General features: G+C 60.2%; 12 protein-coding genes. 2 read left to right on the top strand and 10 right to left on the bottom strand.

The annotated features are described in order from the left end of the window. Nucleotides 1–17: 17 nt before the first annotated feature. The 4 genes from efeO (BLU48_RS11180) to efeU are packed head-to-tail and all read right to left on the bottom strand — an operon-like array spanning nucleotide 18 to nucleotide 4235. Nucleotides 18–836, bottom strand: a complete 819-nt coding sequence (gene efeO, locus BLU48_RS11180; RefSeq protein WP_057022392.1) for an iron uptake system protein EfeO — start codon at nucleotides 834–836, stop codon at nucleotides 18–20. 25 nt (nucleotides 837–861) lie between these two features. Continuing rightward, nucleotides 862–2163, bottom strand: coding sequence for an iron uptake transporter deferrochelatase/peroxidase subunit (efeB, locus tag BLU48_RS11175; RefSeq protein WP_057022684.1), 1302 nt, complete (start codon nucleotides 2161–2163; stop codon nucleotides 862–864). 13 nt (nucleotides 2164–2176) lie between these two features. After that, complete coding sequence (gene efeO, locus BLU48_RS11170) at nucleotides 2177–3379, bottom strand: iron uptake system protein EfeO (RefSeq protein ID WP_057022391.1); 1203 nt, start codon at nucleotides 3377–3379, stop codon at nucleotides 2177–2179. A gap of 10 nt (nucleotides 3380–3389) precedes the next feature. Beyond that, nucleotides 3390–4235: an iron uptake transporter permease EfeU gene (efeU, locus tag BLU48_RS11165; protein WP_057022390.1), complete on the bottom strand. Its 846-nt coding sequence runs from the start codon at nucleotides 4233–4235 to the stop codon at nucleotides 3390–3392. Nucleotides 4236–4403: 168 nt separating this feature from the next. On the opposite strand from efeU, the gene BLU48_RS11160 reads away from it, so the two are divergent. Continuing rightward, a complete protein-coding gene (locus tag BLU48_RS11160; RefSeq protein ID WP_057022389.1) occupies nucleotides 4404–5426 on the top strand; it encodes an AraC family transcriptional regulator in 1023 nt (340 codons plus the stop codon). Nucleotides 5427–6154: 728 nt separating this feature from the next. On the opposite strand, the gene BLU48_RS11155 is transcribed toward BLU48_RS11160, so the two are convergent. From BLU48_RS11155 to BLU48_RS11130, 6 genes are all read right to left on the bottom strand, one after another. Beyond that, the gene (locus BLU48_RS11155) at nucleotides 6155–6679 is read right to left on the bottom strand and encodes a hypothetical protein (RefSeq protein WP_057022388.1); all 525 of its coding nucleotides are present in this window, start codon (nucleotides 6677–6679) and stop codon (nucleotides 6155–6157) included. A 290-nt stretch (nucleotides 6680–6969) separates the two neighbouring features. Then, on the bottom strand, nucleotides 6970–8385 hold the full coding sequence (locus BLU48_RS11150; protein WP_057022387.1) for an efflux transporter outer membrane subunit: 1416 nt from the start codon (nucleotides 8383–8385) through the stop codon (nucleotides 6970–6972). Next, the gene (locus BLU48_RS11145) at nucleotides 8382–11561 is read right to left on the bottom strand and encodes an efflux RND transporter permease subunit (RefSeq protein ID WP_057022386.1); all 3180 of its coding nucleotides are present in this window, start codon (nucleotides 11559–11561) and stop codon (nucleotides 8382–8384) included. Before BLU48_RS11145 ends, BLU48_RS11150 begins: the two co-directional genes overlap by 4 nt. Nucleotides 11562–11576: 15 nt before the next feature. After that, nucleotides 11577–12818 carry a multidrug efflux RND transporter periplasmic adaptor subunit MexE gene (mexE, locus tag BLU48_RS11140; RefSeq protein WP_057022683.1) on the bottom strand — a complete coding sequence of 414 codons (1242 nt, stop codon included), beginning with the start codon at nucleotides 12816–12818 and terminating at the stop codon, nucleotides 11577–11579. 268 nt (nucleotides 12819–13086) lie between these two features. Beyond that, nucleotides 13087–13266: a type 2 periplasmic-binding domain-containing protein gene (locus BLU48_RS11135; RefSeq protein ID WP_057022385.1), complete on the bottom strand. Its 180-nt coding sequence runs from the start codon at nucleotides 13264–13266 to the stop codon at nucleotides 13087–13089. A gap of 64 nt (nucleotides 13267–13330) precedes the next feature. After that, complete coding sequence (locus tag BLU48_RS11130) at nucleotides 13331–13912, bottom strand: helix-turn-helix domain-containing protein (protein ID WP_057022384.1); 582 nt, start codon at nucleotides 13910–13912, stop codon at nucleotides 13331–13333. Nucleotides 13913–14064: 152 nt separating this feature from the next. On the opposite strand from BLU48_RS11130, the gene BLU48_RS11125 reads away from it, so the two are divergent. Beyond that, nucleotides 14065–14958: a DMT family transporter gene (locus BLU48_RS11125; RefSeq protein ID WP_057022383.1), complete on the top strand. Its 894-nt coding sequence runs from the start codon at nucleotides 14065–14067 to the stop codon at nucleotides 14956–14958. Nucleotides 14959–14963 lie beyond the last annotated feature (5 nt).

Here is a 14963-nt window from a genome sequence, read left to right as displayed (position 1 = left end):
TTTTTTGCTCGAAGCGCTTAGTTCAAGCCCAACTTGCCGCGCAGCATCGACAGGTCTTCAGCCAGGGTGTTGACCGGGCCCACCAGCGCCTTGCGGTCGTTGTCCTTGACCTTGTCGTAGGTCTCGAAGCCGCCATCCTGGGTCTTGTACTTGGCCAGGATCTTGTTGACGGTGGCGAAGTTCTTGTCGACCTTGGCCAGGAAGGCCTGGTCTTGCTGGCCGATCTGGCCACGGAATAGGTCGACGATTTTCTTCGCGCCATCGATGTTGCCCTGGAAGTCATACAGGTCGGTATGGCTGTAGCGATCTTCCTCGCCGGAGATCTTGGTAGCGGCGACTTCTTCCAGCAGCGCGGCGGCGCCGCCGACGACTTTTTCCGGTGGGAAGGTCAGGCCGTCGACGCGGGTCTGGAGATCATTCACATCGGTGTTGAGCTTGGCGGTCAGTGCCTCCAGGCCCTGGGTCGAGTTCTGCGCGAACAGCGCATATTCAATCCGGTGGAAGCCGGTGAAGTCTTCGGCCGTCACACCTTTTTCATGGTCATCGACGCGGGAGTCGATGGACGCGTCGAGGTCGCTGAACAGCTCGGCGATCGGCTCGATGGCCTCATAGTGCACGCGGGTCGGCGCATAGAGCTGCTTGGCAGCGGCCAGGTCGCCTTTGTTGATGGCGTCGGTGAACGCCTGGGTCTGGGTGACCAGCTCGCCGATTTCCTCGGTAACGTAGATCTTGTAGTCCGACACCGGGCCTACCAGGTCCAGCGGCGCTGTGGCGGCGAAGGCCGCCAGTGGCGCAAGGCTCATTAACAACGGCAATGCGATAAACGACTTCTTCATGGGAGACATTCCGCTCTGGTTTATTTTAGGTATTGGCAGTGGTTGAGGACGTTGCGGCGAGCAGCGTGCGCCCAAGGAAATCCTTGGGCCCGGTGACCCCCGGCAAGGTGAAGAAATAGCCGCCACCCACCGGCTTGAGGTATTCCTCCAGGGGCTCGCCGTTTAGCCGGGTTTGCACGCTGATAAAGCCTTTCTCCAGGTCGGCCTGGTAGCAGATGAACAACAGCCCCATATCTAGCTGACCGTTTTTGTTGACGCCGTTGGAGTAGTTGAAAGGCCGACGCAGGATCAGGTTGGCCTGGGTCTGCGGGGTGCGCGGGTTGGCCAGGCGGATATGGGCGTCGAGCTTGGTCAACTTGCCTTCCGGGTCTTTGCTGTAGTCCGGAACCTGGGTTTCATGCTGGCCATCCATGGGGGCGCCCGTGGGTTTGACGCGGCCTATGATGCTTTCCTGTTCTTGCAGCGGGGTGCGATCCCAACGCTCGACAAAGTTACGGATGATACGCACGGCCTGGTAACTGCCATGGGCGGCCCAGGCCGGTTCGTCGCTGCCGGGTTGGACCCAAACGATCTGGTCCATGGCCTTGGCATCGTTGGAGTCCGGGTTGGCCGAACCATCGCGAAAACCCAGGAAATTGCGCGCGCTCTGCGCAGGCTCGCCGGGCTTGGCCGGTGCCTGGGGCGGCACGCTGCCTTCCTGTTTCCAGCGCACCAGCAGCAGGTCGGGCAGGTTCTTTACGATGTCGCGCAGGGCGTGGATATTGGTGTCCGGCGTATTGGAGCTGAACTGCAGGCTCAGGTCGCCGTGGCATTGCGCCGGTTCCAACGCATCGTTGGGAAAACCGACCATGCGGCTCAGGCGCTTGGGTTTGACCGCCTTGAGGCCGAAGCGCTCATCGAACAACGACTCGCCCACCGACAGGGTAATAGTCAAGTTATCCGGCGACACTACGGGGCCGAGGATGCCGGAATCGGTAGGTGGCAATTTCGGATCGACCTGGGGCACGGTGCCGCCGCTCATCAGGAACGCGATGCGCTCGTTCAAGGTACGGAACAGCCGCTCCAGATCTTCACGGTCGCTGGCCAGTACATCGAACGCCACGACCATGCCGCAGGCCGGGCGCGGTGTGACGATGCCGCTTTGGTGCTGGCCGAAAAACGCCTGGCGGTCATGGGTCTTGTCACTGCGCGGTGCGCTGGTCACTTGCTCTGCCGCTGCGGCCATGGCCGGGCAACTCAAGCTGCTGCCGGCAATTGCCGCGCCAGTGGCGGCCATGCCCAGCAGGACGCGGCGGCGTTGGAGATCAAACTGTGGTGTATCACTCATAGTGCGGTCGTCTTCACTGCAGGCCGGAAAGGCCGAGGGCGGGGTCGATTCCATCGAGTGCGGCGGCCAGTGCCTTGGCCTTGTCGGCGATCTGCTTGCGCTGATCGTCGGTGACGCTGTCGTAACGGGCGTAGTGGTTGTCGACCTTCAATCCATTGAGCTCGGCATCGAAGGCGTTGAGCGCGCTGTCGATGTGGGGCAGCAGGTCGGCGGCGGACTTGGTCAACAGTGGACGCATCAGGTCGATCACTTTGCGGGCGACCTGCAGGTTGGCGGCAAATCCATTCAGGTCAATATGGCTGTAGCGCTCCTCTTCACCGCTGACCGCGCGTACATCCGCCAGACTGTTGAGGTTGCGCACCACAATGCTGACCAATTGCTCCGGCGGCAGGGACTGAGCCAGCAGCTGTTGCTTGAGCGTGGTGACGTCGGTGACCAAGCGTTGGGCGACCGGCGCCAGGCCATCGAGGCTGCGTTGCTGGAACAGGCTGTATTCGAGGCGGTGGAAGCCGCTGAAGGCCGGATCCTGCTCGCGTTTTTCAAAGTAATCGGCGCGAGCATTGATAGCGTTGTCCAGCTCGGCGAGGCGCTGGGCTGCCGGCGCCAGGCGCTGATAGGCTTCACGGGCCGGCGCGTACAGCGCCTGGGCCTGGGCCAGGTCGCCGGCGTCGATCGCCTGTTGCAGGGCGGCTGCGGCCTTGACCAGCGCGCCGCCTTGGCCGCTCAGGTACACACGGAACTCCGACAGCGGGCCGATAAACGCCACCATCGACGGCTTGGCCTTGGCCTGGGCGTCGGACTCAGCGGTCGGCGTGACATGCAGCGTGCCACGGGGATTGCTCAGCAGGCCGCAGGTGATCGCGTAGTCGCCGGGCTGCAGATTGGCGTTGATCACCTGGCTCAGGCCCGGTGCGATATTTTCCCGCTCTTCGACCACCAGCACGCCATCGAGGATTTCCCATTCCACAGCACGGTCGGAGCGGTTGATGATACGAAAGCTCGCACGTCCGGCCGGTACGGTAAGGGCGTTGGGCTCACAGGCGTGGGCGTGGATCGTCACCGCGATTTCATTGTGGTTGACCTGGCGTTTGGTAGCGGCCAGTTGCGAGGCGTAGTAGAACAGGCCACCGGCGGCGATCATCACCACCACCGAGCCGGCCACGCCCCAGCGCAAGGCTCGGGACGGCGGGGCCGATTGAGGGGTTGGGTTGGACAAGGGACGGTCCTTACTGGCTGGAAACGGAAGAGGTCTTGGCAACGGGCTTGGCGGAGGGCGAGGGCAGGAAGAACATCACCAACGCCACCACCAGGTAAATCACATAGGCACCCAGGGTGCTGACCGTCGGCGCCTCCTGGTAGCCGAACATGCCGGCCAGTACTGAGCCCAACGGGCTGTCCATCGGCAGCGCAGCGCTGAAATCGAACAGCACGGTCTGCCAGTGGTTCCACACGCCGGCCTCGTGCAGGGCCTGCACCGAGTTGGCGAGAATGCCGGCGGCCACCACGAGGATGAACAGGCCGGTCCAGCGGAAAAACGCGCCGAGGTTCAGGCGCATGCTGCCGGAATAGATGAGGAAACCGACGACGATGGCCAGGATCAGGCCGAGCAGGGCACCGATCGGTGCGCCCGGGCCTTCGCTCTGCTGGAACACGGCCAACAGGAAAAATACCGTCTCCAGACCTTCGCGGGCCACGGCGAAAAACACCATGGCGATCAACGCGATCACCTGGTGCCTGGAACCTGCCAGCGCATGATCGAGGGATTCGTGCAGGGTATGCTTGATCGAACGCGCCACCTTGCGCATCCAGAACACCATGGAGCTGAGGACACCCACGGCAACCAGGCCGACGACGCCTTCGAACAATTCCTGCTGCTTTTGCGGAAATTCCGCACTGACTAGTTCCAGACCGCCGCCCACCAGCAACGCCAGGGCCGCGGCCAGGAATACGCCGATCCACACCGCAGGCATCCACTGGCCACGGCCGGTCTGCTGCAGGTAACTGGCGATGATGCCAACGATCAAGGCGGCTTCAATGCCTTCGCGCAACATGATTAAAAACGGAACGAGCATCGGGCACCGGGGCGTAACTAGTTAGGAAGCTAAGTTGTAACATAATGATACTCATTGCTAAACAAGAAATATTGACCTTTGCTGAACCTGGGCTGAACGGTGGTGGCGAAGCGCAACCGCCTTTATGATGCACGCCACTGAAGTAGCCGTCGGATTGGCCAACAGCTCATGTCGGAAAAAGACACCATCTCCATCCACCTCGTGCGTGAAGCCCTGTTGCAGAGCTGTGCGCCTGGGGCGGCCACCGTTGAGGCGTTAAGCAAGGTCGGGATTGATCCCGCATTGCTGGAGCAGCCAAGCGCACGGGTTGCGGCCACGGCCTATGCGCGCCTGTGGAGATTGCTGGCGCGGCGCACGGACGATGAGTTCTTCGGCATGGACCCGCGCAAACTCAAATCCGGCAGCCTGGCGTTTCTGTGTCGTGCCGCCATGGCGCAACCCAGCCTGGCCCCGGGCCTGGAAACGGGCTTGGCGTTTCTGTCGCTGATGCTTGAGCGCATGCCCGCGCAGCTGGTTCGCCAACAGAGCCTGGCGGAGATCGTCCTGCTCGAACCCGAGCCTGAGCCTAAGCGTGCGTTCACCTATTTCACCTACTGGATGATCGTGCACGGCGTTGCCTGTTGGCTGGCAGGGCGTCGAATCCCCATCCTCGCCATTGAGTTGCGCTGTGCGCAGCCGGGCTTCTGTGACGATTACCAGGTAATGTTTTCCGACAACCTGCGCTTTGATCGACCCCGCACTCGCATGATCTTTTCTGCGGACTGCCTGGACCTACCGATCAAGCGCAGCCCGCAGGAGCTCCAACGTTTCCTGGCCCATGCGCCGGCCAATATTCTGGTCAAATACCGCGACCCTGAGAGCCTCGCTACCCGCATCAAGCATGACCTTCGGCAGATGCCTCCCGACGCCTGGCCTGAAACCGACGGGCTTGCGGCTACGTTGTGCATTTCGGCGTCCACATTGCGCCGACGTCTAGCGGAAGAAGGGCAAACTTATCAGGGCCTCAAGGACAGCGTACGCAAGGAGTTGGCGATTGTGTGGCTGGCTGAGCCGCAGATCAGCTTTGCCGAGATTGCCTCGCGGCTGGGGTTTGCCGATGCGAGTTCGTTTTACAAGGCGTTTCGTAAGTGGGCGGGGTCCAATCCCGGGCATTATCGGAGTTTGATTTTGAACGAGCCAAGTCGGTTCTAACCGCTGTTATCAGGACTAGGACATTTCTCTCTTATTCCTTCATCTGGGTATGACAGATCGATCCTTCTATGTTTTAGGAAGCGGCTGGCATATTTGGCGCTTGATTTCGCGCACCGTAAGCAACGTGTTCCTACCTGCATTAGTGGGTGCTTGATATCTGCTGGGTTGATATCGAGTGTCGTGTGCTGGCAGCCGTTGCTTAACTGTGAGGTGCGCTTATGGGGAAATAAAAAATCCGATATTTCGAGTGAGTATTCATTCATTGTTTACTGATTTGAGGTGAGATCATGAAAGGTCTTATTGCGTTGCCGTGTCTCGCGTTAATGCTTTTTTCTACTCAGGTGTCGGCCTTGTGTCTGTATATAAGTGATAGCTATAGCGGGCTTTTGCAGCCTGGTGTGGAAACGACAGTGTATGGCCCGTTCACAATAACTTCCGCGAATGGATGTGCGGGTGCGACTATTGATGCCTCAGCTTCCACGAGCGGTGGCGGGAGGGCGCCACAGTTGATTATTCAAAAACAGGCGGGCGCTTCCTGGGGGGATGTTGCTGGAACCTTTGGAGGGACTACGTCCTACTCTGGTGTGTTTGGAACCTATCGAATCGTCATGATTAATTCTGGTTCGGAGGCGCAATCTTATTCTGGCACCGCTAGATACGGCCGCTGAGTCGTTGAGCCAAACAGTGCGCCACGAGGTTTATTGGCGCACTGTTTGCGAGCATCTTAATCAAGCTTTTTCATCTACTGATAAAGCGCTGTTGGAAGATTTTACAAAATAGGCCAGTGCTCCCATGGCGTGATTAGCGGCTACCATTCCCTGCCTCCATCTCAACGTATGCTCGTTTGCCCCCGCAGGGTTGTCTTCCAGGAATTCGCTGTACTCCACCAGTCGCTCGTTAAATAAGGCAATCGCGTTGAATTTTACGTGCGTCTCCGTTGGAACGCCGTTTGCATCGGTGTGCAGATTGCCACCTATGAACATTCTATATGCATAGATATCAATCATATCGTGTTCGAACAGCGTGCGTCCCACCTTTCTTAAGTCGTCTGAATTGATAGACGTCATGTCATAATCTTTCAGATAAGCCTTGAGTTTGGTGATTTGACTGTTGTCATTGAGCTGTAGGGTGTCAGCCGCTACGTTCTTCTTTGTAATCGTAAATGCATTGGTTGTCTGCTCTGGATTTTTGATCACGAATGCATTGGTTGCCTTGGTATACCTCATCTGCTCAGCAGTCAACATGATAGCCATGTCGCCTTCCTCCATTGGTAAGTGACATTGGGTTGTCGACGCTTGTGCCAATTACTTTAGCGTGGGTGTAACGCTTGCTTACATGAAGTGCACAGTTGTTTCTGAAGTATTTAAACCTGGAAACCGGATATAGCGCGGTACTAGGAAATTACCTACGAAGGACTTCTTAATTGTCTTACAGAAATAGCTTTCAATATTTTAGGAAGTCTTGGCAAAAAAAAGCCCCGTGACCGAATGATCCACGGGGCTAAAAATTGGCTGGATGCGACCAACCAAAGGAGCTCTTTACCTCACTTGCTGCTGGCGACTACCGTATCTGGCTGCCAGCCACCACCCAACGCCTTGTAGATCGCCACAATGCCGCGATACAGATCCACTTCGGCCTGGGCCTGGGAATCTTCGGCAGCCAGGCGTTCGCGCTGGGCGTCGAGCAATACCAGGAAGTCCACGGTGCCTTCGCGGTAGCGGATCGCCGCGAGGTCGGCGGCGGCGCGGCTGGATTCGCTTTGACGGATCAGCGAGACCAGGCGTTGCTGGCGCTTGCCGTAATCGCTGAAGGCGTTTTCAGATTCTTCCAGCGCCAGCAACACCTGCTGCTCATAGGTCGCCAACGCGCCATCGGCTTCGGCATTCGCACCACGCAAACGTGCGCGCACGCTGCCCAGGTCAAATGCGGCCCAGGTAATGCTTGGGCCCAGAGACCAGGCATTCGCCGCGGCCGAACCGATCTGCGAGCCCCGCCCGGCGGTGAAGCCGAGGAAGCCGCTGAGGCTGACCCGTGGGAACAGGTCGGCCTTGGCCACGCCGATCCGTGCAGTGGCGGCGGCCAGCTTGCGTTCGGCGCTGAGAATGTCCGGGCGACGTTGCAGCAATTGCCCTGGGTCGCCGATCGGCAATGCCTTGGCGATTGCCGGCAGGTCTTTGGGGCTCAGGTCCACGCTCAGCTTGTCGGGGCGCTGGCCGAGGAGGGTGGCGATGCGATTGCGTTCGCGCACTTGTTCGGCCTGCAGTTGCGGCACGCTGGCTTCCACCGCCGCCAGGCGCGCATCGGCACGTTCCACGTCGAGCTGATCACCGACGCCGGCATCACGCAGGCTGACGGTGATGGCGCGCGATTCTTGCTGATTCTTCAAGTTGTCCAGGGCGATGCGTTCACGCAGTTGCGCACCGCGCAGCTGGCCGTAGGCATCTACCAACTCGGCAATCATGGTGACTTGCAGTTGGTACAGGTCGGCTTCGGCCACCTGCTGGTCGGCGTCGCTGGCTTCCAGGTTACGGCGGATGCGTCCAAACAAGTCCACCTCCCAGGCCATGTCCAGGCCCAGGTCGTAGCGCTCGCTGTTGACGCGCTTGGTGGTCTGCCCGGGAATCTGGCCCTTGCCCACATCGCTGCTGGCGCGGGAGGTGACCACCGGCATGATGTCGTTGGCGGCATCATCGCGGATCGCCCGTGCCGCTCGCAGGCGGGCGAAGGCCACGCGTAGGTCGCGGTTACCGCTCAGTGACTGGGTCACCAGTTGGTCGAGGGTCGGGTCGTCGAACTGCTGCCACCAGATGCCTTCGTACTTGGCATGGTCATAGCTTTTGCTGTCGGCTGCGGCCGTGATATTGGCCGCCTCCAACTGTTGGGTCTTGTAATCCGGGCCTACGGCACAGGCGGCGAGCGCCAGTACCAGCAAGCTCGGCAGGAATACTTTCACACTCATTGCTGTGTCTCCAGCTTCAAGGCCTTGGCCGCTTTGCGCGCTTCCTGGCGCTCCACATAGCGCCGGATCAGTACGTAGAACACTGGTGTCAGCAACAGACCGAAGAAGGTCACACCGATCATCCCGGAGAACACCGCCACACCCATGGCATGGCGCATCTCGGCACCGGCACCGGTGGACAATACCAACGGCACCACGCCCATGATGAACGCGAACGAGGTCATCAGGATCGGCCGCAGACGCAGGCGGCAGGCTTCCAGTACCGCGGCGAGCGGGTCGAGACCTTCCTGCTGTTTATCCTTGGCGAACTCGACGATCAGGATCGCGTTCTTGCACGCCAGGCCCACCAGTACGATCAGGCCGATCTGGGTGAAGATGTTGTTGTCGCCGCCCGAGATGATCACCCCGGTAATGGCCGACAGCAGCGTCATCGGTACGATCAGGATCACCGCCAGCGGCAGGCTCCAGCTTTCGTATTGGGCGGCCAGTACCAGGAACGCCAGCAGTACGCAGAGCGGGAACACGAACAGCGCGGTATTGCCCGAGAGGATCTGCTGGTAAGTCAGGTCGGTCCACTCGTAGGTCATGCCGTTGGGCAATTCATCCTTGAGCAGCTTTTCAATCGCGGCCTGGGCCTGGCCGGAGCTGTAGCCCGGTGCGGCGTTGCCGTTGATTTCAGCGGTGATAAAGCCGTTGTAGTGCATCACGCGGTCCGGGCCCGAGGTGTCGCTGACCTTGATAAAGGTTGCCAGCGGGATCATCTCGCCTTTGTTGTTGCGCACTTTCAGCTGGCCGATCTGGTCGGAGTCCTGGCGGAACTGTTGCTCGGCCTGCACGTTGACCTGATAGGTACGCCCGAAGCGGTTGAAGTCGTTGGCATACAACGAGCCCAGGTAGACCTGCAGGGTGTCGAAGATGTCGCTGATCGCCACGCCGTGGGTCTTGGCCTTTTCGCGGTCGATGGCGGCATCGACTTGCGGCACGTTGACCGTGTAGCTGGTGAACAGGCCGAACAGTTCAGGCACCCCGTGGCTCTTGGCGATGACGTTCTGCACTTCTTTATACAGCTCGTCATAGCCGAGGTTGCCACGGTCTTCGATCTGCAGGCGGAACCCGCCAATGGTGCCCAGGCCTTGTACCGGCGGCGGCGGGAAGATCGCCATGTAGGCTTCTTCGATATTGGCGTATTGGCCGTTCAGCGCACCGGCAATCGCACCGGCCGACATGCTCGCGTCTTTACGCTCGTCGAAGGGCTTCAAGGTCACGAACACAATGCCGCTGTTCGGGCTGTTGGTGAACCCATTGATCGACAGGCCAGGGAATGCAATCGCGGCTTCCACGCCGGGTTGTTTAAGGGCGATCTCCGACATGCGCTTCATCACGTTTTCGGTGCGGTCCAGGCTCGCAGCGTCGGGCAGTTGGGCGAAGGCCACCAGGTATTGCTTGTCCTGGGCCGGTACGAAACCGGTCGGGGTGTGGGCAAAGCCGAAGAATGTCAGCACCATCAGGCCGGCGTATACGAACAGGGCAATGCCGCTGCCGCGAATCACTCGGCGCACGGTGCCTACGTAGCCATGGCTGGCCTTTTCGAAGAAGCGGTTGAAGGGCCGGAACAGCCAGCCACCGAAGAGCTTGTCGAGGAACCTGGAGAAACGATCCTTCGGCGCGTCGTGAGCACGCAGCAACACGGCAGCCAGGGCAGGGGACAGTGTCAGCGAGTTGAACGCAGAAATCACGGTCGAGATCGCAATGGTCAAGGCGAACTGCTTGTAGAACTGCCCGGTCAAGCCACTGATAAAGGCGGCCGGGATAAACACCGCACACAGCACCAGCGCGGTGGCGATGATCGGACCGGTGACCTCACTCATGGCTTTTTCGGTAGCCGGGAACGGTTCCAGGCCCAGCTCGATATTACGTTCGACGTTCTCCACCACCACGATGGCGTCGTCCACCACGATACCGATGGCCAGTACCAGGCCGAACAATGACAGCGCATTGAGGGAGAACCCGAACAGGTGCATCACCGCAAATGTACCGATCAAGGACACCGGCACCGCCACCAATGGAATGATCGAGGCGCGCCAGGTCTGCAGGAACAGGATCACCACCAGCACCACGAGGATCAGTGCTTCGAACAGGGTGTGTACCACCGCTTCGATAGAGCCGCGTACAAAGATGGTCGGGTCATAGGCGATGCGGTAATCCATCCCCGCCGGAAAGCTCTTTTTAAGCTCGGCCATCTTGCTGCGCACATCATTGGAGATGTCGATGGCATTGGAGCCGGGACGCTGGAAAATCGGAATCGCAACGGCGGGCTGGTTATCGATCAGCGAGCGCAGTGCATATTGGCTGGAACCCAGCTCGACCCGGGCGATGTCCTTCAGGCGCGTGATTTCACCGTTGGCGCCGGCGCGAATCACAATGTTCTCGAACTCTTCCTCGGTGACCAGGCGGCCCTGGGTATTGACCGACAACTGGAAGCTGGTGTCACTCGGCGCAGGTTGCGCGCCCAGGGCACCGGCTGCCACTTGACGGTTCTGCTCGCGGATCGCCGTGACCACATCGGTCGCGGTCAGGTTGCGCGAGGCGGTCTTGTTCGGGTCCAGCCACACGCGCAGGGAGTAGTCGCCCATGCCGAACAACTGCACATCGCCAACGCCGCCCAGGCGGGCCAGCTCATCCTTGATATTGAGGATCGCGTAGTTGGACAGGTAGAGCATGTCGTAGCGCTGATCCGGGGAGGTCAAGTGCACCACCATGGTCAGGTCGGGGGAGGCCTTGTCTACGGTGATACCGATGCGCGTCACTTCCTCAGGGAGCTTGGGCTGGGTGCGCGTCACACGGTTCTGCACCTGCACCTGCGCGTTGTCCAGGTCGGTGCCCAGGGCGAAGGTGATGGTCAGGGTCAGCTTGCCGTCGGCGGTGGATTGCGAGGACATGTACAGCATGTTCTCGACACCAGTGATGGCTTGCTCCAGCGGCGCGGCCACGGTTTCACCGATAACCTTGGGGTTGGCGCCCGGGAAGTTGGCGCGTACCACTACAGTTGGCGGCACCACTTCCGGGTATTCGCTGATCGGCAGTTGGAACAGCGAGATCGCACCTGCGATCAGGATCAACAGCGACAGCACCGCTGCGAAGATCGGCCGCGAAATGAAGAAATTGGAAAAATTCATCTTGAGTCGTATCCCTTAATCGCGTGAAGTCGCGACACTGGCGAGCTTGGGCACGGGTTTGTCCGGCGCCACTTGCTCCAGGTTGCTGGCTTCAAGCGCTTGTCGTTGTTGGGCCAAGGCGGCGAGGGTTTCCTTGCTGGCCATCGGGATGGTTTCCGGCGCGACCGGCGAACCCGGGCGCACGCGCTGCAGGCCCTTGACGATAACGATGTCGTCCTTGTTCAGGCCGCTGCGCACAATGCGCAAGCCTTCGATCTTCGGCCCCAGCTCTACCGCGCGGTAAGCCGGCTTGTCGCCTTCCATCACCAGCACGAACTTCTTGCCCAGGTCGGTACCGACGGCTTCGTCGTTGATCAGCACGGCGGAGTAGGTGCCGCTGCCGACCAGCTTCAAGCGTGCATATAGGCCGGGGGTGTACTCGCCCTTGCTGTTGTCGAACACCGCGCGGCCGCGGATGGTGCCCGTGGCCGGGTTGACCTGGTTGTCGACGAAGTTCATCTGGCCCAGGTGCGGGTTGCCGGTTTCATTCGACAGGCCCAGGTACACCGGGGTGGTAGCGCCACGACGGCCCTGGCGGGCCAGTTCGGTGTACTTGAGGAACACACGCTCGTCGGCATCGAAGTAGGCATAGACCTTGTCGGTGGAGACCACGCTGGTCAGGGCGGTGGTATCGGCGGTGACCAGGTTGCCGGCGGTGATTTCCGCACGGCTGACGCGACCACTGATGGGCGAAGTGACGCGGGTGAAGCTCAGGTTCAGCCTGGCCAGGTCCAGCTGCGCCTGGATCCCGGCCATGGCGGCGCGGGCTTCCTGGGCGGCGGTGGTGCGCGAGTCGGCCAGTTCGGCGGAAATCGCGTTGCTCTGGCGCAGGCGTTCGCCGCGCTGAGCTTCGTTTTCACTGCGGGTGGCGGCCGCCTTGGTTTGTGCGAGCTGGGCTTCGAGACGACGCACTTCAGCCTGGAAGGGGCGAGGGTCGATCTGGAACAACAGGTCGCCTTTCTTGACCAAAGCGCCTTCTGTAAAAGCGACTTGGTCAATCTGGCCCGAGACCCGAGGACGAATCTGCACGGTTTCCGGCGCCTCGAGGCGCCCGGTGAATTCGTCCCACTCGTTGACCGGCTGCTCCAGTACCTTGGCTACGCTGACCTTGGCCGGGGGCATGGCGGCCGCTTGATCCGGGGTCTTGCCGCACGCGCTCATCACCACCACGGCCAGGATCGCCAAGGGGAAGCGCAAATGTTTGAGTGACTGTTCCATGAGGTGCATCCGCCAATGTATTTGAGATGGGCGGATCATGCGCGGCGAGGCGGTATGTCACGAATCGAATGAAGCAAAGGTAACTATCATTCGGAATGATATAAGCGCGCACTTAGCCCTCTAGCATGAGCGTTTCGTTAGGGTGCTATCAATGGACGTGATGACAAAAGACTATTGCTGAGCGTGCAAGGAACCTTTGCGGCCTTTGGTCTTCCGCTTTTCTGCACGCCAACGCTGAGAATGGAGCGGGTGCGGTTGTGGAGCAAGGTCAAGAGCCAGACTTGACTGAGTCGGCTGCATCGAACGCCTCGCCCAGGAAGTCGATCGAGGACCGCACCGAGGGCATCAGCCCACGCCTGGACGCAAAGACGACGGTAATCACACCTTCGGCGGGCTGCCACTCAGGCAGCAACGCAATCGGGCGTCCATCGGCGATCTCAGCGGCCACGACGGCGGTCGGCAGGTTGGCGATGCCAACACCGCGCAGCCCCGCCGTTTCCAGGGCCTCCTTCTCAGGAATGCTCTATCACCATCACCGCCGTGGTATTCGCCTCGAGTGCTTCGAACACATGCGGCACATTTGCCAGGTAGCTGATGTAGTCGCCAGCGTTCAGCAATACAGGCCCGCTTGCCGGGCCTATATGGGCGCTGCCACTGCACAACACCACGTGCTCTATGGTGCCCGAAGGGTGAGGCTGAGACAGCCGCACTTCGCCGGGCTGCACCTTCAGCCGGTAGATGTCGCGCTGTACCCCCGCAGGGCAATCGGCAAGCAGTGTCGCTGCGTAATTGGCCGTCTCGGCATAGGCGGTCATGCCCTCGTTGGCGCGGATCACCCGTAGCGTCTGCTGGGGTTGCTCGAAGAACCGGGTGACTTGCAAACCCATTGCCATCGCCAGCGCCCATAAGGTCTCGATGCTGGGGTTACCGATGCCCGACTCCAATTGAGACAAGGTCGACTTGGCTACCCCGGCGCGTTTCGCCAATTCGGTCAAGGAAAGCCCGGCGGCCAGGCGCTCGCGTTTGATGGAAAGTGCCAGCAGGTCGATTCGGCTCGGGGTGTTTATGGTCATGGCGTTCGTTATGTCGGTCATTTGTTTTATAAATCATCCTTAAATGAGTTGACGCTTTTAAACGCCTTGTTCAGTATACCGTTCAATAGTTCATTATAAAGTTCGAATTTGCGGCTGGACTGCCTATGGCGGCTCAGGTTACGGCAATGTCGAGAGCAAGGAAGCAGTGAGTGATGAAGGCGCAAACCCGCGGAACCCTCGAAATGATCTCGGCCATGTTGATCTCCGGCACAGTGGGCTGGTTCGTCGTCATGTCGGGGCAGAGCCCGGAGGCCGTGGTGTTCTGGCGTTGCGTGTTCGGCGCCATGGCGATGCTGGTGGCGTGCCTCGTGCTTGGGGTGCTGCGCCGCTCTGTGATCAGCCTGCGGCAATTCATGCTGGTGTGCCTGGGCGGGCTGGCGCTGATCCTCAACTGGGTGCTGCTGTTCAGTGCCTACAAACACTCCTCCATCGCCGTTGCCACGGTGGTCTACCACGTCCAGCCGTTCATGCTGGTGGGCCTGGGTGTAGTGTTTTTTGCCGAACGCCTCAGCGCCGCCAAGGTCTGCTGGCTGCTGTTGGCCTTCGCCGGCCTGATGCTGATCGTATCCGCCAAGGGCAATGGCCAGGCCACGGGTGCCGACTACGTGCTGGGCGTCTGCCTGGCCCTGGCTTCAGCCTTCTTCTACGCGGTGGCTGCAGCGATCACCAAACGCCTCAAGGACCTGCCCGCGCACCTGATCGTGCTGATCCAGATGGTGGTCGGTGCGCTGGTCCTGGCCCCGTTCGTGGACGTGGGCACGGTCGATACGGTGGAGGGCGCCTGGACGTACCTGATCATTATCGGCGTGGTTCATACCGGGCTCATGTCCACCTTGCTGTACAGCGCCATTCAGAAAATCCCCACGGCGCTGGTGGGGGCTCTGTCATTCATCTATCCGATCATGGCGATCCTGGTCGACTGGGTTGCCTTTGCGCATCCGCTCAGCGTCCTGCAAGTGATCGGAGCGAGCGCCATCCTGCTGGCGGCCGCTGGGATGAACTTCGGTTGGTCGCTGGGCCGCGCTCCGCGTCAGGAAGTGACGTAGGGGCG

Source organism: Pseudomonas synxantha (assembly GCF_900105675.1).
In the GTDB taxonomy this organism is placed as follows: domain Bacteria; phylum Pseudomonadota; class Gammaproteobacteria; order Pseudomonadales; family Pseudomonadaceae; genus Aquipseudomonas; species Aquipseudomonas synxantha.
The sequence above is the reverse complement of the archived record's forward strand: the minus strand, read 5'-3'. Positions and strand labels throughout refer to the sequence as shown.